The 23895-nt window shown below is 68.0% G+C and carries 22 protein-coding genes and 2 pseudogenes; 6 read left to right on the forward strand and 18 right to left on the reverse strand.

All coding sequences use genetic code 11. From position 1 onward, the window contains the following. Positions 1-221: 221 nt before the first annotated feature. From D9V36_RS12050 to D9V36_RS12065, 4 genes are all read right to left on the reverse strand, one after another. Positions 222-1085 (reverse strand): ABC transporter permease, encoded by an 864-nt coding sequence (locus D9V36_RS12050; RefSeq protein ID WP_129293771.1) that lies wholly within the window; start codon positions 1083-1085, stop codon positions 222-224. Beyond that, positions 1045-2064: an ATP-binding cassette domain-containing protein gene (locus D9V36_RS12055; RefSeq protein ID WP_129293772.1), complete on the reverse strand. Its 1020-nt coding sequence runs from the start codon at positions 2062-2064 to the stop codon at positions 1045-1047. Before D9V36_RS12055 ends, D9V36_RS12050 begins: the two co-directional genes overlap by 41 nt. Before the next feature lie 304 nt (positions 2065-2368). Continuing rightward, positions 2369-3979, reverse strand: a complete 1611-nt coding sequence (locus D9V36_RS12060; protein ID WP_129293773.1) for a PTS ascorbate transporter subunit IIC — start codon at positions 3977-3979, stop codon at positions 2369-2371. Positions 3980-4080: 101 nt separating this feature from the next. Beyond that, complete coding sequence (locus D9V36_RS12065) at positions 4081-4896, reverse strand: PTS sugar transporter subunit IIA (protein WP_129293774.1); 816 nt, start codon at positions 4894-4896, stop codon at positions 4081-4083. Between the two features lie 178 nt (positions 4897-5074). On the opposite strand from D9V36_RS12065, the gene D9V36_RS12070 reads away from it, so the two are divergent. Further along, positions 5075-6151 (forward strand): hypothetical protein, encoded by a 1077-nt coding sequence (locus D9V36_RS12070; protein WP_129293775.1) that lies wholly within the window; start codon positions 5075-5077, stop codon positions 6149-6151. A gap of 102 nt (positions 6152-6253) precedes the next feature. Beyond that, a pseudogene (locus D9V36_RS12075) lies at positions 6254-6580 on the forward strand (hypothetical protein); the annotation flags it as partial. Positions 6581-6652: 72 nt separating this feature from the next. On the opposite strand, the gene gntA reads toward D9V36_RS12075, so the two are convergent. From gntA to D9V36_RS12090, 3 genes are all read right to left on the reverse strand, one after another. Next, positions 6653-7363 (reverse strand): guanitoxin biosynthesis heme-dependent pre-guanitoxin N-hydroxylase GntA, encoded by a 711-nt coding sequence (gene gntA, locus D9V36_RS12080; RefSeq protein ID WP_129293776.1) that lies wholly within the window; start codon positions 7361-7363, stop codon positions 6653-6655. A 259-nt stretch (positions 7364-7622) separates the two neighbouring features. Beyond that, the gene (locus D9V36_RS12085) at positions 7623-8321 is read right to left on the reverse strand and encodes a class I SAM-dependent methyltransferase (protein WP_129293777.1); all 699 of its coding nucleotides are present in this window, start codon (positions 8319-8321) and stop codon (positions 7623-7625) included. A gap of 789 nt (positions 8322-9110) precedes the next feature. Beyond that, positions 9111-9971 carry an RNA polymerase sigma factor SigF gene (locus D9V36_RS12090; RefSeq protein WP_088800481.1) on the reverse strand — a complete coding sequence of 287 codons (861 nt, stop codon included), beginning with the start codon at positions 9969-9971 and terminating at the stop codon, positions 9111-9113. Positions 9972-10229: 258 nt separating this feature from the next. On the opposite strand from D9V36_RS12090, the gene D9V36_RS12095 reads away from it, so the two are divergent. Continuing rightward, a complete protein-coding gene (locus D9V36_RS12095; protein WP_129293778.1) occupies positions 10230-10403 on the forward strand; it encodes a CsbD family protein in 174 nt (57 codons plus the stop codon). A gap of 157 nt (positions 10404-10560) precedes the next feature. Here the strand turns inward: D9V36_RS12095 and D9V36_RS12100 are convergent, their stop codons facing one another. From D9V36_RS12100 to D9V36_RS12150, 10 genes are all read right to left on the reverse strand, one after another. Beyond that, entirely contained in the window at positions 10561-11457 is an 897-nt protein-coding gene (locus D9V36_RS12100) for a SigB/SigF/SigG family RNA polymerase sigma factor (RefSeq protein WP_129293779.1), read from the reverse strand. Positions 11458-11640: 183 nt separating this feature from the next. Then, positions 11641-12366, reverse strand: coding sequence for a nucleotidyltransferase domain-containing protein (locus D9V36_RS12105; protein WP_129293780.1), 726 nt, complete (start codon positions 12364-12366; stop codon positions 11641-11643). A gap of 130 nt (positions 12367-12496) precedes the next feature. After that, on the reverse strand, positions 12497-14380 hold the full coding sequence (locus D9V36_RS12110) for a glycoside hydrolase family 15 protein (protein ID WP_277753429.1): 1884 nt from the start codon (positions 14378-14380) through the stop codon (positions 12497-12499). A 429-nt stretch (positions 14381-14809) separates the two neighbouring features. Next, positions 14810-15037: a DUF6458 family protein gene (locus D9V36_RS12115; RefSeq protein WP_088800475.1), complete on the reverse strand. Its 228-nt coding sequence runs from the start codon at positions 15035-15037 to the stop codon at positions 14810-14812. A 307-nt stretch (positions 15038-15344) separates the two neighbouring features. After that, positions 15345-15704 carry an ATP-binding protein gene (locus D9V36_RS12120; RefSeq protein ID WP_129293781.1) on the reverse strand — a complete coding sequence of 120 codons (360 nt, stop codon included), beginning with the start codon at positions 15702-15704 and terminating at the stop codon, positions 15345-15347. 217 nt (positions 15705-15921) lie between these two features. Beyond that, entirely contained in the window at positions 15922-16332 is a 411-nt protein-coding gene (locus tag D9V36_RS12125; protein ID WP_206739653.1) for an ATP-binding protein, read from the reverse strand. Between the two features lie 229 nt (positions 16333-16561). Beyond that, positions 16562-16915: a PRC-barrel domain containing protein gene (locus D9V36_RS12130; protein ID WP_129293782.1), complete on the reverse strand. Its 354-nt coding sequence runs from the start codon at positions 16913-16915 to the stop codon at positions 16562-16564. Positions 16916-17514: 599 nt separating this feature from the next. Then, positions 17515-18276 carry a thioesterase II family protein gene (locus D9V36_RS12135; RefSeq protein ID WP_129293783.1) on the reverse strand — a complete coding sequence of 254 codons (762 nt, stop codon included), beginning with the start codon at positions 18274-18276 and terminating at the stop codon, positions 17515-17517. An 842-nt stretch (positions 18277-19118) separates the two neighbouring features. Further along, positions 19119-19817 carry a response regulator transcription factor gene (locus D9V36_RS12145; RefSeq protein ID WP_129293785.1) on the reverse strand — a complete coding sequence of 233 codons (699 nt, stop codon included), beginning with the start codon at positions 19815-19817 and terminating at the stop codon, positions 19119-19121. Beyond that, positions 19814-21145, reverse strand: a complete 1332-nt coding sequence (locus D9V36_RS12150; protein ID WP_241720845.1) for a sensor histidine kinase — start codon at positions 21143-21145, stop codon at positions 19814-19816. The genes D9V36_RS12145 and D9V36_RS12150 overlap by 4 nt, the downstream gene beginning before the upstream one ends. Before the next feature lie 279 nt (positions 21146-21424). Between D9V36_RS12150 and D9V36_RS12155 the strand changes: the two genes are divergently transcribed. Beyond that, positions 21425-22264 (forward strand): CPBP family intramembrane glutamic endopeptidase, encoded by an 840-nt coding sequence (locus D9V36_RS12155; protein ID WP_241720846.1) that lies wholly within the window; start codon positions 21425-21427, stop codon positions 22262-22264. A 138-nt stretch (positions 22265-22402) separates the two neighbouring features. Here the strand turns inward: D9V36_RS12155 and D9V36_RS12160 are convergent. Further along, a pseudogene (locus D9V36_RS12160) lies at positions 22403-22861 on the reverse strand (DUF2399 domain-containing protein); the annotation flags it as partial. A 50-nt stretch (positions 22862-22911) separates the two neighbouring features. Between D9V36_RS12160 and D9V36_RS12165 the strand changes: the two are divergent. Continuing rightward, positions 22912-23148: a hypothetical protein gene (locus D9V36_RS12165; RefSeq protein WP_129293787.1), complete on the forward strand. Its 237-nt coding sequence runs from the start codon at positions 22912-22914 to the stop codon at positions 23146-23148. A 139-nt stretch (positions 23149-23287) separates the two neighbouring features. After that, positions 23288-23887, forward strand: coding sequence for a hypothetical protein (locus D9V36_RS12170; RefSeq protein WP_129293788.1), 600 nt, complete (start codon positions 23288-23290; stop codon positions 23885-23887). The last annotated feature ends 8 nt before the right edge of the window (positions 23888-23895 follow it).

Consider the following 23895-nt stretch of genomic DNA (forward strand, 5'->3'; position numbering starts at 1 on the left):
GACCTACCGGCGGCGGCGCATTACTCACGTCCCGGATTTGTCCGGACGGCGGCACGACCGCGGGAACGCATCCCGCGTGAGTGTATCGCCGGGGCCGCAGGGAGAGTTCGCGGCGAAGCGCGGTCGGCGACGGGCGCGGTGACGTGACGGGAGGGGGACGGGCGCGATGACGTGACGGAAGGGAGTCGGGCAGGGTGACGTGACAAGCCGATGATGCGGGGTCAGCGGGCCAGGCGGCCCAGGAGCGAGGAGGCCGCGGCGATGCCCACTGCGGCGGCGGCCACCAGGACGGTGAAGTCCAGAGCCAGATGGGCGTGCGTTCCCAGGAGGAGGCCGCGGAGGGCATCGACCTGGTAGCTCAAGGGGTTGATCCTGCTGACCGTCTGGAGCCAGCCGGGCATGATCGCCACCGGGTAGAGCGCGTTGGAGGCGAAGAACAACGGCATGGTGATGGCCTGGCCGATACCCATCAGGCGGTCGCGGGTGAGTACGATCCCGGCGATCGTCATGGACAGGCAGGAGAAGAAGGCCGAGCCGAGGATCACCGCGACGCCGACGGCCAGGAGTCGTAGGGGGTTCCAGGTCATGGCCACCCCGAGCAGTGCGGCGATGACGATCACCACCACGGCCTGGATCAGCGCCTTCACTCCGGCGGCGAAGGCCTTTCCTGCGATCAGGGCGGAGCGTGGGGTCGGTGTGACCAGCAGCTTGGTGAGGATGCCGGCGTCCCGCTCCCAGATGATCATGATGCCGTAGAAGATCGCGATGAACATGGCCGACTGGGCGATGATGCCGGGCGCCAGATAGTCGATGTACGGGGTGCCACCGGTCGGGATGGCCTTGATACGGGTGAAGGTCTCGCCGAAGACCAGGAGCCACAGGGCGGGCTGGACGGCTCGGGTGTAGAGCTCCGTCCGGTCGTGACGCAGCTTCTGCAATTCGACCACGCACATCGCGACGACTCTGGCGGGCAGCACCCGCCAGCCGGTGCGGGCACGCGGCGGTACCAGCAGCAGGTCCAGGCGTCCGGGACCGGTGGCCGGTTCAGCCGACTCGGTGTGCGGTGCGGCGGGTGCTTCGGACATCTCGGAAGTCTCCTGACTGCTCGTCGAGGCCGCTGCCGGCGACGTCCCGGAAGACGTCCTCCAGAGTCGGCACGGCATCGGACGAGCCCGAGGGGGCCGATGAGGGGGAGGGGGAGGAAGGGGAGGCGGAAGAGGTAGTGGAGAGGGACGAGTCCGATGAGGCGGCGGCTGGTGCGGGGGCGGCCGAAGCGCTCGGTGCCGTGGGAGCGGTGGGCGGGGCAGCGGCGGCGCGACGCCGTGCTCGCAGGGCGGACCGGAGCTCGTCGGGGGTGCCGAGGGCGCGGATCCGGCCGCGGTGCATCAGGGCGAGGCGGTCGCAGTACTGGTCGGCCTCGTCCATGTAGTGCGTGGTCACCAGGACGGTCATGCCGGTGGCGGCCCGTACGGCGTTGATGTGCTCCCAGACGCTGGTGCGGGCGATCGGGTCGAGGCCGATCGTCGGCTCGTCGAGCATCAGCAGACGGGGTGCACTGACCAGCGCCTGGGCGAGTTCCAGGCGACGGATCATGCCGCCGGAGTACGTCTTGGCGAGCCGGCCGGCCGCGTCGGTGAGACCGACGGCCTCCAGTGCCTGGGTGACGCGTGCGGCGCGCTCACGGCGCGGGACATCGAAGACCCGGGCGAACAGGGCGACGTTCTCGCGACCGGTCAGCCCGGCATCCGCGGACAGCTGCTGCGGTACGTACCCCAGCAGCCGGCGCACCGCCATCCGCTCCTTCGCCGCGTCGTGCCCGAAAACCCGCACCATGCCGGAGGGCACAGGCAGGAGCGTGGTGATACAGCGGATCGCGGTGGTCTTGCCCGCGCCGTTGGGGCCGAGCAGGCCGAAGACCTCACCGGGGCGGACGGAGAGGTCGACGCCGTCCACGGCCTTGGTCTCGCCGAAGGCGTAGCGCAGGGCTCGGCAGGTCACGGCGTCGGGGGCGGTCCGGTCCGGGCCGGGTGCCCGCCGCGGCCGTTCTTCGTCGTCGCAGGTCATATGCGCTCCGCCTCCTCGTGCAGGTGGTGGGCGAGCCTGCGCAGGGCAGGAAGGGCCGCCGGCGGCGGATCAGCCGCTGGACACCGGTCGGCGCGTCGGCCGCCAGGTCAGGGGAATTCCCCTGCAGCCACGCTCCGGATTTTAGCTCTGCGGGCAGGCAGTGGCCCCGGACGCGCGCGGAGCGGGCATCGAACGGCCCAGCCGGAGCGGGGCAGGTCCGCACCGTGGGGGTCGGCTCCGCGCGGGTCCGCGCCGTGCCGTGCGGTGCCGTACGCACAGGGAGCCTGCACCGGTGCGATCCGGCTCAGCCGGCCGCGGGTGGCGGGGCCGGCGCCCCCACCGGCGGCGCGATCTTCGCATGGCCCCGGACCGGCGCCGAGTCCGTGCCGGACAGCCCGGAGGCCGTAAGTGGCGCGGATGGCGCAGGTGCCGTGGATACCGCAGGTGCCGTGGATGCCGCCCCCGGCAAGAAGCCATCGCGGCGGGCACCCGGATCCCAGCCCGTCTCCACGACCCGCTTCTGGAAGAGGATCGCCGCCCCCAGGAGTACGGCGCCCAGGGCCGGCATCACCATGATGCCGCCGGTGGCGCCCGCCTTGGCGGCATTGCCGATCAGGGTGCCGAACCAGCCGAAGTCGGCATCGCCGAACGTGGTGTTCTCCTTGCCGAACGCACCGAGCACCTTGAGCAGCAGCGCGGGCAGGAACGTGATCAGCACACCGTTCAGGAAGGCGCCCACGGCCGCACCGCGCCGGCCACCGGTGGCATTGCCGTAGACGCCGGCCGCTCCCCCGGTGAAGAAGTGCGGCACGAGCCCCGGCAGGACCAGGGCGAGACCGAGCGCCGGATGGCCGACCCAGGTCAGCAGGGCGAGGCTGACCAGGCCGCCGACGAAGCTGGCGAGAAAGCCGATGAGCACCGCGTTCTGCGCGTACGGGAAGACGATCGGGGCGTCCAGGGCCGGCACCGCACCCGGTACGAGCTTGCCGGCGATGCCCTGGAACGCCGGGACCAGCTCGCCCAGGATCGTCCGGACGCCGAAGAGGATCACCGCGACCGCGATCCCGAACTGCAGGCCCTGCATGACGGACTGCATGACGTAGTTCCCGAGGCCGTCGGCCGCACTGCCGCCGTCGGCCGCGAACACCTTGAACGCCGTCGCCCGGCCCGCCCGGCCCAGATAGACCAGCGACATGACGATGTAGATCAGCACCATGGACAGCGCCGTGGCGACCATCGAGTCCCGCAGAAAGCGCAGGCCCTCGGGCAGCTTCATCTCCTCCGTACTGCGGCTGCGCTTGCCGACGAGTTGTCCGGCGGCGCCCGCGACGAGGTAACCGGCGGTGCCGAAGTGGCCGATGGCGATGCTGTTGTTACCGGTGATGCGCTTGGTCCAGGGGTGCGCGAAGGCCGGCATCGCGACCAGCAGAATGCCCAGCAGCAGGCCGCCGACGGTCACCACGCTCACCGAGGAGAGGCCGGAAGTGGCCAGGACCATGGTCAGCATGGTGGCCATGAACAGCATGTGGTGGCCGGTCAGGAACACGTACCGCAGTGGGGTGAAGCGGGCCAGCATCAGGGCGACCGCAAAGCCGAGGATCATCAGCCAGGCGACCCGGGCGCCGAACTGCGCCTGGGCGATGCCGACGATCGCCTCGTTGGTCGGGATCACCCCATGCGCCCCGGTCGCCCCATGGATCATGCCGCCCAGCGGGCCGAGCGAGCTGACCACCAGCCCCGCCCCGGCACCGATCAGCAGAAAGCCGAGCGTCGCCTTGATCGCACCTCCGACCACCTGACCTGCGGTCTTCTTCAGCGCGATCAGACCGGCGGCCGTGATCAGGCCGATCAGATACGCGGGTTGGCTGAGGATCTCGTTCACGAGAAACGTGGCGAGGGATATGAGCCAGTCCATGGTGGCGGTCCGTCCTCCCGTGCTCCGTTGCCGCACTCAGGTGCCGTACTCAGGTGCCGTACTCAGTTGCCGTACTCAGCTGCTGTGGTCCGTTGCCGCACTCACACGTCATAGGTGTCGCGGAGGATGCGGTCGACCTCGGGACCGCTGGTGAAGTCCTCCACGACCTTTACCGGTACGCCGACCTCACCGAGCGTCCTGGCAATCTCCCGGGAGGTGAGGATCGCGACGGCCTCGGACGCCTTGCCCTTGGCCGAGATGGTGTCCGTCGCCTCCACCGTCACATGGCGGGACCAGCCCCAGCGGTCGAGCACCTGCTCCAGCGTGTTCTTCAGGAAAAGGCTGGTGCCCACGCCGTTGCCGCACACGGTAAGGATCTTGTGTACCGCCCGCGGGGCGGCGCCGGACCGCTCGCGTACGGCATCCGCGCCCCGCGGCCGGTCATTGCCCTCACCCTCGCCCTCGCCCCGCTGCCCGGCCAGCACCGCATGCAGCTCGTCCGGACCGGCCGCGTCCTGCAGCGCCTGCACGGTCTTCGGGTCGGCGAGCAACCGCGCGAGTGCGGCCATCGCCGCCGTATGGGCCCCGGAGTCCTCGGCGGCGAGCCCCACGACCAGATGCACCGGGTCATTCGACTCATGGCCGAACTCCACCGGTTGCGCCAGGCGGACCCAGGACATCCCGGTCCGGAGCACGGCGGGCGAGGGACGGGCATGGGCGAGAGCAAAGCCCGGCGCAATGACGAGGTACGGTCCGTTCTCCTCGACGTTGCGGATCATCTCCGCGGTGTGGGCCTCGGTGGTGGCACCCGTCCCGACCAGCAGCCCACCCGCCGTACGTATCGCTTCCCGCCAGTCCGTCACCCGGACGTCGAGGCGTACGGCCGCCTGCGGGAGAAGATCATTCAGCGCTGCCATGGCAGGGGACTCTACATACGCCCAGGTGGCCGCGCACGGGTGCGGAAGCAGGAATTCCGAGGGATTTCCGCGGAACTTCCGCCCCGGCAAACGGCCTTGACAGTCACTTGTGGGCGGAGAAGCCTGTTCTTTCGGCAGTTGCCGGATGTCGGGGGATACCGGGGGAATCGGGGGACTCATGGCGAGGTACACCTCTGCGCGCACGGCGAGCGAGACAGCGGCGGACACGGGCGCACCACCGGCGCACGGCGGGAGCCGGACCGCCACCTCCACACGCCCGGCGCAGTCGGCACGGAGACCGCGCCTCAGGAGCCGGGCCGCCGTCCTGGGCGCGGCAGCGCTCGCTCTCTCGCTGCCGCTGACGGCCTGTTCCTCTTCCTCAGCTCCGGACGGGGAGGGACCGGCGGACGGCCCCAGCAGCTCCGCTACCGGTTCCGCATACTCCCCCGGCCCGACACCGTCCGTCGCCCCGGCCGCCTACCGCCATGCACTGACCAAAGCTCTCGGGCCGCTCGACAGCGCCCTGCGCGCGGTCGACTCCGCCCACGACGGCGGGCCGCTGAACAGGGCCCTGGACGCGGCAGCAGCCAAGGCGGACACCGCCGCCCGCGCACTGCAAGCAACCGCCACACCGGACGACGCCCTTGCCGGCAACGGTCAACTCGTCTCTTCCCTCAGCGCTTTGGCGCAGGACCTGCGGAGCTCCCGCGGCAGCGGCGGCCGCTGCGCCGCCTCACCGCGCGTCGCACTCGGCGCGGCCCGGAGCCCGCAGAACGTCAAGCTGGCCGGACACGTGCTCACCGCGCTGGGCTACGACGCCACACTGCGTCTGCCGCGTACGGAGCGGGCCGGGCACCGACGGCTCGCGAACGGCGCCTTCGTCCACGACGGCAACCGGGGCGGTCTGGGGCGGCTGACCATCAAGAACGGCACCGGAACCGATGCGGTGATGACGCTGACCCGCAGCACCCGGACGGCGTTCTCCGTGTATGTGCGCAGCGGTTCGGAGGCGACCGTACGCAGCGTCAACAGCGGTTCGTATGCGGTGTACTTCACTACGGGCGAGGACTGGAACGGGGCAAAGAGTTCCTTCACCCGCGAGTGCCGCTTCGAGAAGTTCGACGACAGGGCGACCTTCCGGACGGTGCGGGTGGCGGGCGGAACGCAGTACACGGTGCTGACGTTCAGCCTGAACAAGGTGATCGGCGGCAATGCCCGCACGAGCGCGGTTCCGCCGGGCGAGTTCCCGTCGTAGCGGTGGCCGAGGGCGAGGTGACCGGGAAGGGGAGCTCCACAGCGGCTCGGTAGGGTGCGCCGTGCGGGCGGCAGTACGTGGTGGACTCTGGCGATCGCGGCGGTGACCGGTGGCACGGCGGTGCTCGCCAGTTGGGTCACCAGCCGTGGCAGCGCCCAGGCCGCAAGGATTCAGGGCGAGATCTCCGCGCGCTCACAGCGCGCCGAGCGGCTGCGGGAGAGCCGGTGCACCGCCTACCTGGATCTGATCGAACAGACCCACCGGATGGGCGAGTTGTTCTGGGAGATCTCCGCGACGCTGCGGCTGCCGGGCTCCGATGCCCGTACCGCCGCACTCGACGAGCTGCGGGACCGCGAGGTCGCCGAGTACGCGAAGATCCGTCGCTGCGCCCGTGTCGTCGAGCTGGAAGGCCCGCCCTCGGCCGCCGCCTGACCGTCGTGTGACTGTCGTGTGACCGCTGCGGTGCTGGACGGCCTGTGCACGGGGACCCCCTGCGCAAACTCACCGCCCGTGCTGGAGAAGCCCCTCGGTGAAGTCCTCGGTAGCCGGTGCGTGCCGCGAGGTATAGGGGCACTTCCAGTCCTCCTCGGTGAACCGTCCGGAGAAGTGCCGTGCGGGCTGCTCGTATTCGTACTCGGTGAAACTCGGATTGACGGAACCGTTGTTCTTGGCCTCACGTCTGCGGATCGCACCCTGCATCGAGTAGAAATTCTCGCCGAGGAGCACGAACTGTGTAAGGGAATTGAAGGCGATTGCCGAGGTCGTGAAACGCCGGCTCGCCCGGGAGGAGCCGGGGTGCATCCCCACCACGAAGAAGGCGTGTCCGCCCGCGTGAAATCCGAAATTGGGCCGGTCGGGGTCGGAGGACGCACCCGTGTCCAGGCCGAAGGTCCGGCTGTCGAGGTCGTGCATGAGTTGCAGATGCCGCCAGATGAGCTCCTCGTAGGCGCGTTCGTCCACCGTCCCGGGCTCGTCGAACGTCGCGACAAAGGTACGGAAGCTCTGACCGGACAGCAGCGGACGGACCGCCTCGACGTACTCCACGAGGTCGCGGTGGTTTTCCTCGGCCGAGACCTCGTCGCCCATTCTTCGGTAGTGCCGGTGTGTGAGGGCGCGGCGCTTCACTGCGGCTCGTGCGCCCAGACAGCTGAACTCCCGCGTCTGAATGAATCGTTCCAGTTCGGTGCGTATCGCGGTTCCGGGTTCATTCATCGTGAGACCTTGGCTTGATCCAATGCTGGCCCCATGACAGTGCGGGGTGCAGGCGCAGGCGGCAAGGCACAAACAGGACGAAGGGCAAAGAGCCGCAGACGAAGAGCGAAGACGAATCGCGGGCGAACTGGCGAAGGACGGGAACCGAAGAGGCTCAGGTCATACAGTTCACCGGTGCGGGGAGTGTGGTGGCGGCCGAAGCCGCCACCACAGGTGCGTACGCGGTGTGCCGTACGGACCAAAAGGTGCCGCCAGGGCCCTACGGAAGCGTGAAGAAGATCATCGGGTTGTGGTCGCTGTCCCGTACCGGCTCGTCGAGCCCCAATTCCTTCTTGACGGCAGCCAGTTGCTCGGTCACCTGCGGCGCCTTCGCCGTGGACGGCGTGAAGAACTCGATGTTCTGCTCGGCCAGCCACTTCACGATGACCGAGCCTTCGCTGAACGGCTTGGGGCGCCGGCCGTGGAACACGTCGTGGACGCTGGTGGGCGTCCGCGGAGGGACGGCGGGGAACAGGTTCTCGATGTACCAGTGGGCAAAACGAGACCCGTGGTCCGCGTCGATGAAGAGGTAGTCCGCCTCGGCAGGGACCTTCTCCGGGTGCTGCTGGATGTCGCCCTTCGTGAACGTCCAGCGGTCCGCGGAGAGTTCGGCCGGCACATTGCGTACCACGTTGTCGACGATGTCGAACGAGTGCAGATGGCCGATCCCGTTGTCACGGAGAGCGCTGAGGATCCACATCGTGGACCAGCCGTAGAAGGTCCCGACCTCCACCACGACTTCGGGGCGCATATCGCGGAGGAGCAGATACGTCATCTCCGCTTCGTAGTCGTCGAGCTGCGCCTTCATCGACTTTCCGCGGTCACGGAGAAACTTCCGCTGAGCGTCACGCACCACCCGCAGGTCGTCCTGGTACTTCGCATACAGACCGCTGACGTGCTCAACAGTTATGGCTTCCATTTTTCCTCCACCGGGATATTGCGTGCTGATGAGAACGGACACTGTGGTGCGGGGGATGCAAAGGATGCGGGAGGCGCAAGGGTCGGGGGGTGCAGGGGATGCAGGAGGACCCAGGATGCCCCGGGAGAACGCACCAGGGGAGGGAAGAACGCAGGGGACGCCGCACACAAGGGGCAGGGGCGTCATATCGCTGTGTGGCGGGCTGACGGAGGCAAGTGCTCCACTCGCCGCAATACCGTGGGCCCCGCTCTTTGCACCGCGACGCACACAGGGGCCGCCCGAGGCCGGCGGGGAGAGACCGGGGCGATGCCGAGACCGGTGCGCCGAATCCGGCCCTTCCGCACGGGGTAACACCGGCCGGCCCGGATGCGGTTCCGAAGGGCGTCGAGCCGAGGTCGTCGCCATGGAGCGCAGAGCCGTCGGACCGGCATGGCAAGCTCTCCCGCAGGGGTCCCCTCCCCCACCTCGCAGCGCGCATAGCCGCCGTTCCCCCGCTCCTTGCCCCGACCGAGGACCACCCTAGTTTTCACAGCCGGGAACAACATCACGCTCAAGAACCATTGGCGCGTAGCTCTCAGGTATGAGGATCCCCTAGGGAGCTGGCCGGCGCGGCCGCACGCTCCCTCTTGGGCAGCCGTCTGCACACCACCGCGCCGAGCCCTGGCCGAGACCCGAGCCGCGCCCTCTCCTCCTATGGCTACTGCGCAACTGCCCCGCAGGCAGCAGGCAAAGGCGCAGACACGGGCGCGGACACAGGAGAGGGCACCGGCACAGACACAGGCGCGGGAATCACCGCTCGGTGAACATCCCGGCGCGGAGCTTGGACAGAGTACGGGTGAGCAGCCGGGAGACATGCATCTGGGAGACCCCGAGCTCGGCACCGATCTGCGACTGGGTCATCTCCTGGCCGAAGCGCAGCTCGATCAGACGCCGTTCCCGTGCGTCGAGCGTCTCGAGCAGCGGAGCCAGCACATGCAGGTCTTCGACGGCCTCCAGCGCCGGGTCGTTGTCCCCCAGCACATCGACGAGGGTGCGGCGCTGCTCGGACGGGTCCGGGTCGGCGGGGGTGTCGAGCGAACCGGCGGTGTAGCCGTTGGCGGCGACGATGCCCTCGATGACCTCGTCCTCCGACAGGTCGAGGTGGGCGGCCAGTTCACGGACGGTGGGGTCGCGGTCGAGGGTGGCAGCGAGGTGCTCCTTGGCCTTGGCCAGGTCGCTGCGCAGTTCCTGGAGGCGGCGGGGCACATGGACCGCCCAGCCGGTGTCGCGGAAGAACCGCTTGATCTCCCCGAGGATGTAGGGGACGGCGAAGGTGGAGAACTCCACCTCGCGCGAGAGCTCGAAGCGGTCGATGGCCTTGATCAGACCGATCGTGCCCACCTGGATGACGTCTTCCATGTCATCGCCGCGGTTGCGGTAGCGACGGGCGACATAGCGCACCATCGACATATTCATCTCGATGAGGGTGTTGCGCGCGTACTGGTACTCGTGCGTCCCCTCCTCCAGGACCTGAAGCCGCTCGAAGAACTGCTTCGACAACTCCTTGGCGTCGCGCGGGGCCACCTTCTGCGGTTGCGTCACCTCCGGCAGTACGGAGTCCGTGTCGGCGTCCCGCTGCCCGGTCGTGGTCCCGCTCACGATGGTGGTCATCTCGCCTTCCCGCGCGCCCGGCACCCGCGGACGCTGCAGCGGGCGCCTACCCCGATCTCATGCCGGCATACCTCCGAACCGGAATCAGATGCTCTCGACCTCCAGGACCGAGAGGTTCGTGGTGGCCCGCGCCCCGCAGGAGCCGGGGGAACTCCCCGCATCCCCACCGAAGCCCGCCGCCCCCCGGTACTCCGCTCCGCCGTTTGACGGGACAGTGCGGGGGCACGCGAAAAGTGCCGCCAACGGAAGGACCTCACAATGAGTGCCAGCGAAAAGGTCAAGGCCATCGCCGAGCAGACCATCGGAAAGGTCAAGAAGGAAGCGGGACGCGCGGTCGGTAACGAGAGCGCCACCGCCGAGGGCTCCGCAAAGGAATCCCGGGGACACCTCCGCGGAGCGAAGGAGAAGGCCAAGGACGCCTTCAAGAAGTAACCAGGCACGCTCCACACGGGAGGGGCCACGGCTTTTGCGCCGTGGCCCCTCCCGCACGTCGGGATATCCCCGCTCTTCCCGAACGTCGGGACGCCATCCTCCTTTTCGCTGATCTCGCCGCCGGCATCAGGCCGAAGAGGCCGGAACCGGGCCGACATCACCTCTGGCTGAGCATTCCCCTGCGGAGCTGCTTGATGATGCGGGCAAGCAGGCGCGAGACATGCATCTGGGAGACCCCGAGCACGGCTCCGATCTGCGCCTGCGTCATCTCTTGGCCGAAGCGCAGCTGGATGATGAGGCGATCGCGGTCGCTGAGCAGCTTCAGGAGTGCGGCCAGGGTGCACCGGTCCTCGACGTTCTCCGTGGCGGGGTCGGTCGCGGCGAGGACGTCGGCGAAGGACGGACCGCCACCTTCCGGCCCCGCATCGCTGTCGCAGGACACGTTCAAGGAGATGGCCGAGTAGCCGTTGGCGGCCGTGATGCCCTCGATGATCTCCTCTTCGGTGAGCTGCAGATGCCCGGCCAGCTCTTTGACGGTGGGTTCCCGGTCCAGGAGCGTCGACAGCTCCTCCGTTGCCCGGGACAGGTCGGCGCGGAGCTCCTGCAGGCGCCGGGGGACGTGGACGGCCCAGCTGGTGTCGCGGAAGAACCGCTTGATCTCACCGAGGATGTGGGGGATGGCGAAGGCCGCGAACTCCGTACGGCGTGAGCGGTCGAACCGGTCGATGGCCTTGATCAGGCCGATCGTGCCGACTTGGACGATGTCCTCGAGCTGGTCACCGTGACTTCTGTACCGCGAGGCCACATAGCGCACCAAGGAGAGGTTCATCTCGATGAGCGAATTGCGGGTGTACTGATACTCGGGGGTGCCTTCTTCGAGCTCCCCGAGCCGATCGAAGAACAGCGGTGACAAAGCCTTGGCGTCATGGGGAGCAACGCTTCTGGCATCCTCGATGGGAGGAAGCGTGGTGGAAGTTTCTCCGGCGCGCGGCGACAGCCCGTCACAGGCCCTCTGCAACTCCCTGTCCGATACGTCCTCGAAAACCGCGTTCATGATTCACCTCCGGATTTCAGGTCGTTTGAGCACGCCCATTTCCCGAGGCCGCGGTTCTTATGCATGCCGACCGAACAATCACCCCGCGGAGTGGCGCAGCCGGTGTACCGGAGGAGCCATCCGTGAATTTCCCCGCACGGGAATGACGCGCCGGCCGGGAACTCGGCTGCCCCATCGGCCGGATCAGATGTCCCAGCGCTGCGTGTACCCCTCCCGCAACGGCCCACCGATCAGATCGAGGACCTGCTGTACCGCGGTCGCCATGGGCATCGGGTCGGCGTGTTCGGCGACGGACCGATGGCCGTCCAACAGAGCCGTGCCTCGCGCCGGGTCCGCGCTCAGCAGTCTGCGGGGAAGCCATTTGCCGATCCCCGTCCATGCACCGTGGTGAGCGGTGACCAGGTGCGCCGCCTCGCGCAGGGCGTGATCGGCCAGGGAGAGCTGTTCGTACCGGTTGGCCGGCGAGGTGTCGGCAAGGTCGTCCAGGTAACAGGTAAGGACGTAGCGACCGCGTTCCCATTCCGCCGGAGTGAGCGGGGGAGGCCCGGTCGCGATGACCACTCGGGCCTGTTCGCGCGTACGGGCCACATGGCCATGGGGGTCGGTCAGAATCAGGCCTTCGTCATAGAGGAACAGGACCGTGCCCCGGCGGCGGGCTCTGTCCCATGCGAAGAACTCCGGCATGTCCGCGACGGTGTGCAGGAACAACTCGGCCAGGCGGCCGTCGTGGCGGATCACTTCCCGACGGCTGGTGTCCGAGTCCGGGAGGAGGATGGCGATGTCCAGATCGCTGGTCGGGGTCGCCCGGCCCTGAGCAGCGGACCCTCCCAACAGGGCGCCCACAGCGTGCGGGAAACGCTCGGTGACCAGACGTAAAGCGTGGTCCTCAACGGTCTCTTGATCATTCATGGGCGCTCATGGTGCCAGCCTCACGCATCGGGAGCCAGGCGGTATCCGCCGGTGCAGGTCCGGCCCACGTTCGGTGCAGGTCCGGCCGACGCGGGGTGCAAGTCCGGCCCACGCGGGGGGGGTGGGTGGCTCACCCCATGAAACCGTCCAGGCTTGTGGCCGCACTGATCAGCGCGAGGTGGGTGAACGCCTGGGGGAAATTCCCCAGATGGTCGCCCGTCATCCCGATCTGCTCCGCATACAGACCGAGGTGGTTGGCGTAGGTGAACATCTTCTCCAGTGCCACCCTGGCCTCGTCGATCCGACCGGTGCGAGCCAGCGCCTCGACCCACCAGAACGAACAGATCGAGAAGGTCCCCTCGGTTCCGTCCAGGCCGTCGGGAGACTCTTTCGGGTCATAGCGGAACACCAGGCTGTCCGTGACGAGACTCTTGCCGATCGCGTGCACGGTGGAGCGGAATCGCGGGTCCTGGGGCGACAGGAATTTGACCATCGGCAGCACCAGGAGCGAGGCATCCAGAATGCTCTCGGGTGGCTGTTCCGGGTCGCCGCTGAGGCGTTGGACGAAGGTCTGGTCCTGGGCGCTCCAGCCTTGGTTCATAATCTGGTGGTAGATCTTGTCGCGTTCCGACATCCAGCGCCCCAGATCACCCGGCAAACCGCGCTGGCGGGCCATTCTGATCATGCGTTCCACCGCCACCCAGCACATCACCCGTGAATAGGTATGACGCTGCTGCCCGGCCCGGGTCTCCCAGATTCCCGCGTCGGGACCGTCCCAGTGCTCCAGGAGCCAGTCGAGGATGGTGCACAGATCCATCCAGCTCTCGTGGGAAATACCGTCACCGTGCTTGCTGAACAGATAGATGGAGTCGAACAGCTCACCGTAGATGTCCAGTTGAAGTTGGTCCGCTGCGCCGTTCCCCACGCGGACCGGAGCAGAACCGCGGTAGCCCTCCCAGTGGTCGAGGACCTGCTCGGGCAACGCGGCATCTCCATCGATGGAATAGAGCACCCGTAGCGGGCCGCGGTCACCGTCGCGTGGCTTGCGCAAACACTCGGTCAGCCAGCTGATGAAGGCCTGTGCCTCACGGGTGAAGCCCAGCCGCAGCAGGGCGTGGAGAGAAAAGGCCGCGTCGCGTATCCAGACATAGCGATAGTCCCAATTCCGTTCACCGCCGACCTGTTCGGGGAGCCCGAGGGTCGGTGCGGCGACGATGGCGCCGGTGGGCTCGTGGGTCAGGAGTTTCAGCGTCAGCGCGGAGCGGTGCACCATTTCGCGCCAGCGGCCGGTGTAGGTGGACTGACTCAGCCACTGGCGCCAGAACCGTACGGTGGACTGGAACAGTTCCTCGGCCGCCGGTGCATCGACCAGGTCGACGGTCGGGTCGGTGCGAGTGGGTCCGGTGCAGGTGGGTTCGGTGGCCTCCAGCACAAAGAGGACCGACTGGCCTTCTGCCAGATCGAATTCGCCGACCGCGTCCTGGCCCTCCGCGTGGAGGCTCACACTGGCCTGGAGCGAGAGTTCTCGTGCCTCACTCGTAAAACACACACCGTGCGGCTGGGATTCCACCTTGTGCGGATCCCGCCCGTAGTTCATCCGGGGTGCAATGACCGCTCGGATACGCGCGCTGCCCCGCACACTGACCACCCGCCGCACCAGCCGCTGCCGGTGATCCCGGTCGCCCTCCGCTCGTATCGGCATGAAGTCCTGGATTTCGACGATGCCGTTCTCGGTCAGCATCCGCGTCATCAGTATGTTGGTATCGGGAAAGTAGTACTGCTGCCGCTTGGCCACCTCCCCGACGGGGCTGATGCGCCAGTGGCCGCCATTCTGTGCGTCGAGCAGCGAGCCGAAGATACTGGGCGAATCGAAACGAGGAGCACAGAACCAGCTGATACCGCCGTCGGTCCCGACCAGCGCGACTGTCCGCAGATCGCCGATCATTCCGTGTTCGGCAATGGGGAGATAGCGCGCGTTCGTGGCGCCGTCCGTTGATGTTTGACCTTCAGTCACACGTCACCCACCCGTCGACCGCGCCGCCGACCGTCCACGGACTCCCGCGGAGAGGGCCATGGGCAGCACGGTGCCGTCAATGCCGCTCCGCCGGAATTCCGCTCCGCCCGGAGGAGGCTCGCCTTCTGCAGGACGGACACTGCGTCTGCGCATGCCGTGCGGGCCGTGCGGGCCGTGCGGGCCGTGCGGGCCGTGCGGGCCGTGCGGGCCGTGCGGGCCGTGCGACGGTCTTCCATCAACTGCCTTTCTCGGCGATGCGGCGCTCCGCCCGCCGCTGCTCCACGGCAGGGGTGGCCACGGGCCGGGGGTGCGGGGATACAGGCAGGCCTGAGAGAGCGGCTGGAGACATTTCCGAGGACTCGGAGTCAGGTCCTGAGGTCTCTCCTCATTCCTGGGGCGCCGGGTCCGGTTTCACCAACCTCCCGTCGTTCACCGGTAGGTACGGGTCTCCTCGACGTCGACCACCGGAGCTCCGGGGGCCGGCGGCTGGACCCGCCGCCGCTTGAGGATGCTCACATAGGCCGCCAGGCCGATCACTCCGACAACCATCATGATGAGCCCGACCAGGTCGAGATTGACGCCGGACAGATGCCAGTCCACTGCGAACGTCAAGATGGCACCCACCGCGATCAGTCCGATACATCCGCCGATACCCATAACCATCCTCTCCCTTCGGTAGGCAAAAGCTGCTGAACTCGCGTATGCCCCGGCCGAACTCATTCATGAGTCGCGGCAGTTGCGGGTGACCGGGATCGCCCTGCCGGGCGGCGGGGGCAGCCTGCCGGGCGCGGGGGACCTCTCTGCCCGGTGCGGATGAAGACCCTGACCCGTGCGGATAACCGCCGTACGGTCAGCCACCATGGCCGGCCCCATGCCATGGCCGACAAAGGTGACGACTGACCGGCGGCACCGCGCGCCTCGGGACCGAATCACCGCCGGACCGCACTCGGCCGGACCGATTGTGTCAGAGGGGCAAAGTCACCCGGATGGTCTTGCCTGTCGCGGTCACGGCGATGTCGATGGTGCGGGCCAGCCGTTCCACCAGGGGCCAGCCGTATCCGCCTGGGGCGCCAGGGTCACGAGAGACGGCAGTGCGGGGGCAGTGCTCGCTTCGGTCCTCGACCGCCAGCTCCAGGTACCCGTCGACGACCCGCGCGGTGAACCCGATGAGCCCGCCGCCGTGCCGCTGGGCATTGGTGACCAGCTCGGTGGTCACCAGGAGGGCATCGACAAGGGCCAGGTCATCGACCGGGGTGTCTGCATTGTGCAGCAGGTCGTGCACAAAATTGCGTGCCTCGGCCGCTCTTGCAGGTACTCCCCGCATCACGTCTTCCACCTCAATGCACCGCACCGCGACTGCGGCGCCATCTCCCTCGTCCCACCCGCCGGGCAGGGACGGCCGGCCGGGGCAGTTCTCCCGCACGGCAGGACGGCAATACTGTCAGGCCCTGTTGCCGACGCCACGGCGGGTAGGGACACAAGGGGCACTCGTCACCTGTGACTCGTCACACGGCACACAGAAGCGGGATGCCCGGCGGGTGTCACACCGGAGAGGACAGCAGCGGGCCAGGTGGGGCGAAGGTGAGGGGAATGTCAACCGTAATAGCCTTGCCGCCCGAAGTGGGAATAATGACGACGCAGGCGGTAAGTTGCTGAATCATCGGCCATCCATATCCGCCGACCGCAAATTTTTCGCGCCCGACGGCCGTGGCGGGTTGCCGACAGCTGCGATCGGAGACGGTCACTTCCAGGCGATCGGCCACGATCCTGGCAGAGAAACCGGAAAGTCCGTCTCCATGGCGCTGCGCATTGGTGACCAATTCCGAGGTGACCAGCAAGGCGTCAATCATGGAAATTTCATCGATGGCCGGACGGTGAGCGCTCAGTAGCTCCCGAACCTGGTCCCGGGCCTCCGCCGCTTCGCACACCGGGGCCTGCTGTGCACCCGTCATACCTCTCACCTCCCGCCTGATCCATCTCCACGCCGTGGAGTTCCACCGCCGCCCCACCCGAGGGCCGCGTAGAAGGCTACTTCGACGAGAGGGTTCCCCGACGACTGCCCCGTATCCGAGGGTTTATGCCCCACCCTCACGACGCGGCGAGGGGAACAGCCCCGGAAGGGGAGCCCGTGGCGGGCCGACCACCCCGGCGGCGGCCGGTCCTTTCGACTCCGGACACGCCTCACACAAGGGGAAATCCACCGAAATAAACTCCCACCTGATGGAGGTAGTCAGAGCTGCTCAGGTGCGCTTCCCCCTCAAAGGCAGGCGCGTCCTTGACCTCTTGCCTGGTGCGGCCGACATAGACCTTCTCCTCTTCGTGGTCGATGCCGGTCACCGTGCCGGCGGGCAGCACGATGCGCCTCCCGAGGATCCAGGGACCGGTGTCGACGACGAGGTGTGCCGAATCCACGTCATCGGAATGCTTGTCGACCTTGCCGATGCTCCCGTCAACGGCTTCGACGCTGTACCCCACCAGAGTCGTGCCCGCCCGGTACCCGGAGTCGGGAAGATATCCCCAGACAGTGGAACTCATGCGAAATCCCTTCGACGCGATGCGAGAGCAGGCTTTACTCCGTCTCCGTTTCACCCCCTGACAAAGGGGAACGGTGACGGGCTCTTTTCAGCATGTCGGTCATCCCGACAGTGCTCTGCTGCCCCGAGACCTGTGTCCAAAACAGTGGGAGAAACGGGTCCCGGATTCCATCCGGCGTCATTGACCGACGGAGGGGGCGCGGACAGGCCGTCTTTCGGTAATTGGACGGCCCCGCGCGGGGCGAGAGCATCCCGCCCCTTCGCCTCCCCTCCCCCTTCGTCCAGTTCGAAGTCCCCGATGCCCACCCGGATGCGGATGCCCACCCGGATGCAGATGCTCGCGACGCCCCGCCGGTGGGCAGAGGCGAGACGAGGGCGCCCACCGGCTCAAGGAAGGCGCTCTCTCCGAGACCGTGCACAATGGCCCTCCCGTTCACGGACATCACCTCAACGGCCCGTCATGGAGCTCCCGTTGCCGATAACCGTCAACACGTCACATCAGGTCACATCACGTCGCGTCACCTCGCGCCGCAACGATGGCGCGGCGGACTGGGGGCCTTCGGCCGGGGCAAGCAGGCTGCGCCGACGTCACACCATGTCTCACCCAAGGGCGACGAGCCGCTCACGGATGTCGCGGACCAGCTCGGCTTCGTGAGTGACGAGGTAGAAGTGCCCCCCGGGAAACGCGCGCGCATCGCAGCGCGCCGAGGTCAGCTCTGCCCATGCCCGGACTTCGTCGGGGGCCGGCTGGGGGTCTTCCATCCCGAAGTAGGCGACGACGGGAATATCCACGGCAGGAGCCTTGGGCTCCGCCACATACGCTTCGACCAGCCGGTAATCCGCCCGGATCGGCGGCATGAACAGCTCGCGCATCTCGGGGTCCCGCAAGAGCTCCGCCCCCGGTCCGCCATGCCCGCCCACCGTGGCGAGCAACTTCTCATCGGTGAGGTCCCCGTCACTGAGGCGCCGCAGGAGGTGGGGAGCAGCCCTGCCGGAGACGAGGAGCGCCGCCGGGCCCGCACCGCGCCCGGCGAGCAGTGCAGCGACCTCATGCGCCACGGAGGCGCCCATGCTGTGACCGAAAAATACCGTGCGGAGCGTCATATGAGGTGCCAGCTCGTCGGCCACCCGACCGGCGAGTTCCGCCATGCTCGTGATGCCGGGTTCCGCGATGCGCTCCTCACGGCCCGGGTAGCACACCGCGCTCACTTCCCAGTCAGCCGGGAACCGCTGCGGCCAGGAGCGGTAGAAACTCGCCGAGCCGCCGGCGTGCGGGAAGCAGACGAGCCGCAGCCGGGGTGCGGCCACCGGCCGGTAGGTGCGCAGCCACCGTGTGGCGGGCCGACCAGAGGAGAGAGACATATGCAAAAGTCTAGGTGCCGGCCCCGGGTGCGCGCCGGACAAGATCACCTTCCAACTCAGAACGTCCCGCAATGGGCACTGCGTCATCTTCCGCCATCCGCCCTCCCGTTCGGTCGACACGGCGCACCGCCCTGACGCCTATGTTCACCGCCCGGTTCCGCCGTGTGTGGCAGAGAGCGCGCTTCCCGGTACGTCTGGTCCCCACACCTGCACCGCCTCGCAGCCCGGGGGCCGGGGGCCGGGGGCCGGGGGCCGGGGGCCGGGGGCCGGGGGCCGGGGGCCGACAGCAGGGTCGCAGCAAACGAGCCGGTCGCTGCGAGGCGGTCGCTGTCTTCACCATGCTGCTTCCGGGAAACCTCAGCTCGGCCGCCGAGCCGGCCATCGTCGCCCCCAGACCCTGCACGGTGGCCACCCCGGACGTGTGCAGGCCCAGCGCCTGGCCGCTCAGCTCTTCGGGCGTCAGCACGCCGGCGGCCCTGCAGCATTGCTCCAGCCGCGTACCGATTGCGACGACCACGACCAGGGCTCCGGAAACCGGACCTGACAACCCCGGATTCAGCGCGAAGAGCAAATACGGGGATGCGAGCAGCCTGCACAGTGGAACGGCAGATCAGTCCCGCCCCACCTGACCCAACGCCAACGCACCAGCCGACCGGTCATCGGCCCTCCACCACCGCACAGCAGCGGACCAGGCAATCCAACCCTGGACGACGCACAGCCCACGCGGTTCGAGGCGCCCTAGCTGCCCTTGAGAGAGGAACGGTCAAGGATGAGCGGGGGGGACGAGCTGCCGTGGCGTTCTATCGGGGCATGACCGGGGTGACGGGCTGATCCGGCTCAGGTCATCCCCCCGGTTCAGCCGTCCCCGTCGGATCAGCCACCCCCGTTTCAAAGGCCAGGACGACCGCCTGTGTGCGATTTCCGACGCCCAATTTGGCCAGCACATTGCCCACATGCGTCTTCACGGTCTCCAAACTCACCACCAGCCGGGCGGCGATATCCTGGTTGGACAGCCCGCGTGCCATCAGGCGCAGCGTCTCTGTCTCGCGGCCGGTGAGCGCGGCGGTCACAGAGGCGTCTCGTCGAACGAGACGGCTCGCAGCCATCCGGCGGACCGCCTCCGGGAACAGCACCGAGTCGCCGGCCGCCACCAACCGGATGGCGTGCGCAATCTGCTGTGACGGGGCACGCTTGCGGATGAACCCGCTGGCTCCGGCCCGCAGGGCGTCCCAGACGTACTCGTCATTCTCGAATGTGGTGATCACCACGACCTTCGGCGGGTCGGGCAGCGCCCGCAGTCGCCGGGTGGCCTCGATCCCGTCCACCAACGGCATGCGCACATCCATCAGCACCACGTCCGGCCGCAGCCGGGTCACCGCGGCTACCACCTCGGCGCCATCATCGGCCTCGCCCACAACGTCCAAGTCGGGCTTGGCCGACAGCAGCGTCCGCAGACCGGTGCGGGTCAGTTCATCGTCGTCCACGACGAGCACGGTCACGGGCGGGTCGGCGTCCGGGCCCAGCGCTGTGAAGGCGTTCATGACGCCGACCGTAGCGGTATCCGGACCAAGAGCCGCCACCGTACCTCCCCAGCGTCCCGCTCACCTCCACCGCCCGAACAGGGCCCACATTCACCGCCGTTGCTGCCTTCCCTGCCCTCGCTCCAACTGCTGCAACCGCTGCAACCGTTCTCCACGACCCCGGAGTGCATGGTCCCCCGCAGCAGCCGCACCCGGTCCCTGATCCCCTGCACTCCCTGGCCCCCGGGCCGCTGCCGGGCAGGTGTCCTCGTACCGACCGGATTGGTCAGCTCCAGCTCCAGCCACCCGCCCCGCACCGTCGCCCGCAGCCGGATCCCGGCCTTGCCCCCGTACCGCAGGGCATTGGTCAGCCCCTCCTGGACCACCCGGTACGCCTCGCGCGACACCGTGGTCGGCACCCGGGTCAGGTCGCCTTGCACCTCCACTGTCAATTGCGCGCCGGCTCCACGGACTCGCTCCACCAGCGGACCAAGGTCCATGAGGGTCGGCCGGGGCACTGTGGACGGCGGTTCCTCCCGCAGCATCCCAAGCACGTGATCGAGATCGTCCATGGCGGCCCGCGATGTCTCCTCAATGCTGTTCAGGGCGCGCCTGGCTGCCGCTGGGTCACTGTCCAGCAGCTCCACCGCCACCGCCGCCTGGATCGTGGACGCCGTCAGCGTGTGGCCGATCGAGTCATGCAACTCCTGTGCCAGTCGATTCCGTTGCGCCAACAGGTTCATCCGCTCCTCGGCTTCGGCCAGCCGCTCTCCGGGCCGGTGGCCGAGGAGTACGGGGGCGAGCCGTCGAAGCAGCACCGCACCGCCGAGTGTGACCCCGGGCGCAAGCGCCAGACATCCCACGGCGGGCAGCAACGCCCACGTCCCCCGCCAGCCCTCCCCGATCCGCAGGGACAGTCCGAAGACGGTCATGCGCTCCCCACCGCCCAGCCAGACCGAGGGAAACGCGACAGCTCCGAACACGGCCAGGCACGAAACTGCCGTCACCACCCCACCGAGCGCCATGTGCGGCACCAGCCACACCGCGGTGCGCAGCCGGTTGACCCAGCGCGGCCCCGTCGTGTCCACCGGCGCGGGCAGACCGGCCCGCAGCAGCCCGTTGGCCAGCCGCACACTCGCGCGCCTGGCCGGCAGAGGAGCGCCCATGGCCACTGTGACCACAGCGAACGCACACACGAAGCCCAGCACACGGAACCCCGTCGGCCACCTCGGCGGCGCGAACAGCAGCGCCGCCGTCAGCGGCAGCAGGCTCAAGGCCGCGCCGAGGACCGCATACACCCAGTCCCGGAACCCAGCCCCGCACGAAAGCGGGCGAATTAATTTATCCACGGCCGGACCGTACCCCGGCGCCGCCCCCGGTCACCTCCCCCGAAAGCGCCAGAACGCACCGCGAAATTGGGGGAATCAGCATTCGCTCTCGACAGCGATGCAAATCCTTGCCGTCTGCTGTGAGAGTGGGGAGGCCGCAGAAAAATCAGCGGCGGAGAGAAGAACCTCGCCCAACTCACCCACGGGACCACCTCCCCGAACACGGGTATCAGAAACCCCGAAGACGAAAGGCAGGCATGCGTGCTCGCCCACCATCCGAGATCCGTCACCCGTAGAGGCGTGACGGTCTTCCTCCTGATCTCCTTCGCCGGCACCTGGCTCTGGCTGCTGTTCGCACGAGCCGGCCTGGGCCTGTCCCCGCTCGATCCCCTCCTGCAACTACCCGGCTTCTGTATGCCCGGAATCGCCGCAGTGGTAGTCCGCCGTTGGATCACCAACGAAGGTTTCGGCGACGCCGGACTGAAACTCCGCCTCAAGCCGGCCTGGCGCCACTACGTCGTGGCCTGGCTGGGCCCGCCGCTCATCGCGGCGGCCACCCTCGCTCTCGCCGCTGCACTCGGCCTGTGGGACCTGGACCTGTCCGGCCCGGGCGGCTTACCCGGAATGCAAGAACTGGCGACCGTGCTTGGCCTCATGATGGTGGCCCTCTTCCTCACCCCCCTCTATGCGGGTGAGGAATTCGGCTGGACCAGCTACCTCAGGCCACGCCTTTTCGGGGGCCGTACAGTGCCGTCCATCATCGCCACAGGACTGATATGGGCCGTGTGGCACTTTCCGCTGGCCTTCATCGGCTACGTCGAGTTCACAAATGCAGTGATCGGCCTGGCGGTGTGGACCTTGTCCTTCCAGCTTCAGGAGATCATTCTCATGTGGCTGTACCAGCGCAGCGGCAGCGTCTGGGTCGCGAGTCTGGCCCACGCCGGAAACAACATGGTCCTCTTCCTGATCCTCGGCGAAACCCTGGACACGAGGGAAGGCCTGGGCCCGGTCACCCCGATGCTCCTGGTCCTCGCCCCCATGGCCGCCATCTGCCTGTGGCTCGTCGGCACTCGAAGACTGACCCGCGAACGCCGGACCGCGGAGCCGCTGCTCGCACCGCACGTCGCCGGAACGGACTGAGGGCAACGACAACCGCAGAGCCACACCACCCAGACCAAGCCTGCGCCCGCGGATGCGGGCACAGGCGCTATTCGGCAGTTGGCAATCAGCGACCACTGCCATGCCATACAGCTGTGCAGTGGCGGCCAGATCCTCCAGGAGTACATCGGCGACCAGTTCCTCGATCACGGCGGTGCCGTGGCCGGTCATCGCTGTGGTCAGTTCCGGGTCCCAAGGTGCCTCGGTGAGGCGCCCTGGCCGAAGGCCGTGGGAGATGCGAGCGACAGCAGCGTGGTAGTCCACCGCGGTCATGCGCCAGGGGTGGGCAGGAGTCTTGTCGAACACATACGCGGCGATGCGGATGCCCTCGCCGTCGAAGTCTCCGTGGTAGCGGAGGGCGGCGCCGTGGTCCGCCAGCAGACGGAGGAGGTGGATGGCCGCGCTGTTGGGCCAGCCGGAGGTGCACACGAGGGGCGGGCAGTACGCGCCGAAACGTCGTAGGGCGAGGGCCACGACGCTGGGGTTCTCCACGACGTGGACGACAGGGGCGGGCTCCGTGGCGAGCATCAACTCGTCCGGGGCACGTATCAGGGCAAGGGTCAGACTGGCCGCCTGCCCGGCCTCGGAAGCGCATCAAAGCGGCCGTCCCTCGGAACCGCGCCGCTCAGGTGAACTCTGCCGCCAATCTCACCTTCGGCGCCTACAAGCACCTGCTCAAGTTCCCCGAGAACTGGGCAGCGCTGGGGTGGGCCATTGACCAGCAGCACTTCCTGACGGCCCTTGAGGACTGCCGCAGGTTCCGCAACGATCTGATGCACTTCAGCCCCGACCCCGTCACCGATGAGCAACTGCTCCCGGCGCAGGGACTCCTGGAACTGTTGCGTTCCGTGGACCCGCAGGTCTGACCGCCACAGGCGGGCATACCGGACGCAGGCCACATAGCCACTATTCTCAACAACCTTACCTATCAACGCAGTTAAACGAATATGATCCATCCAAGGGGGCACGCCGGGCGTCTCCCACGGGTGGAGGGGCACCAGTGCCATGAGCGTCATGGATCAGCTCACGCTGCGACGAGAAGGAACGGCGCGGAAGGGCCTTGCCGGCACATGCTCCGGCGCACAGTCCGAGGGCATGGCGGATGTCTGGCGGGTTCAGCTGCCCGGACGCCCTCTGCTGACGATCCACGACACACGCTGGGACAACGGAGAGCGCGACCTCGTCCTGTACCAGCCCGCCGTCGTGCCGGAAATGCCGGCACCACTGTCCAATCTTCACAACCGGCGGCGGGCCGGCATCCAGGCTGCCGGAGGACGAAGGCTGCGGATCATGGGATGGGTCGCCGTCCCCGGTGACCGCCCCCGTTTCAAGAAGACCTTCACCACGGCCGAGTTTGCCGACGTATGTGGTATCGACGACCTACGCCACCTGACCGCGCGTCCCGGGGTGGACCTTGATGCGGCCTTGGGCGGTCCGCATCCGCGCCTGGTCGATCTGGACAGACCACAGGACACGGATTCCCTTCAGCACGCTCTCTACTTCCCGCAGGACGATACCGAAACGCCGGTCGTCTTCTACGTCCTGAGCCGTATCGCACCTACCCTGCGCCACATAGGCTGGCTGCCCGGCCTCGTCCGGTCCTAGCCGCGGGC

The sequence above is a fragment of the Streptomyces lydicus genome, assembly GCF_004125265.1.
GTDB classification, from domain to species: Bacteria; Actinomycetota; Actinomycetes; order Streptomycetales; family Streptomycetaceae; genus Streptomyces; species Streptomyces lydicus_C.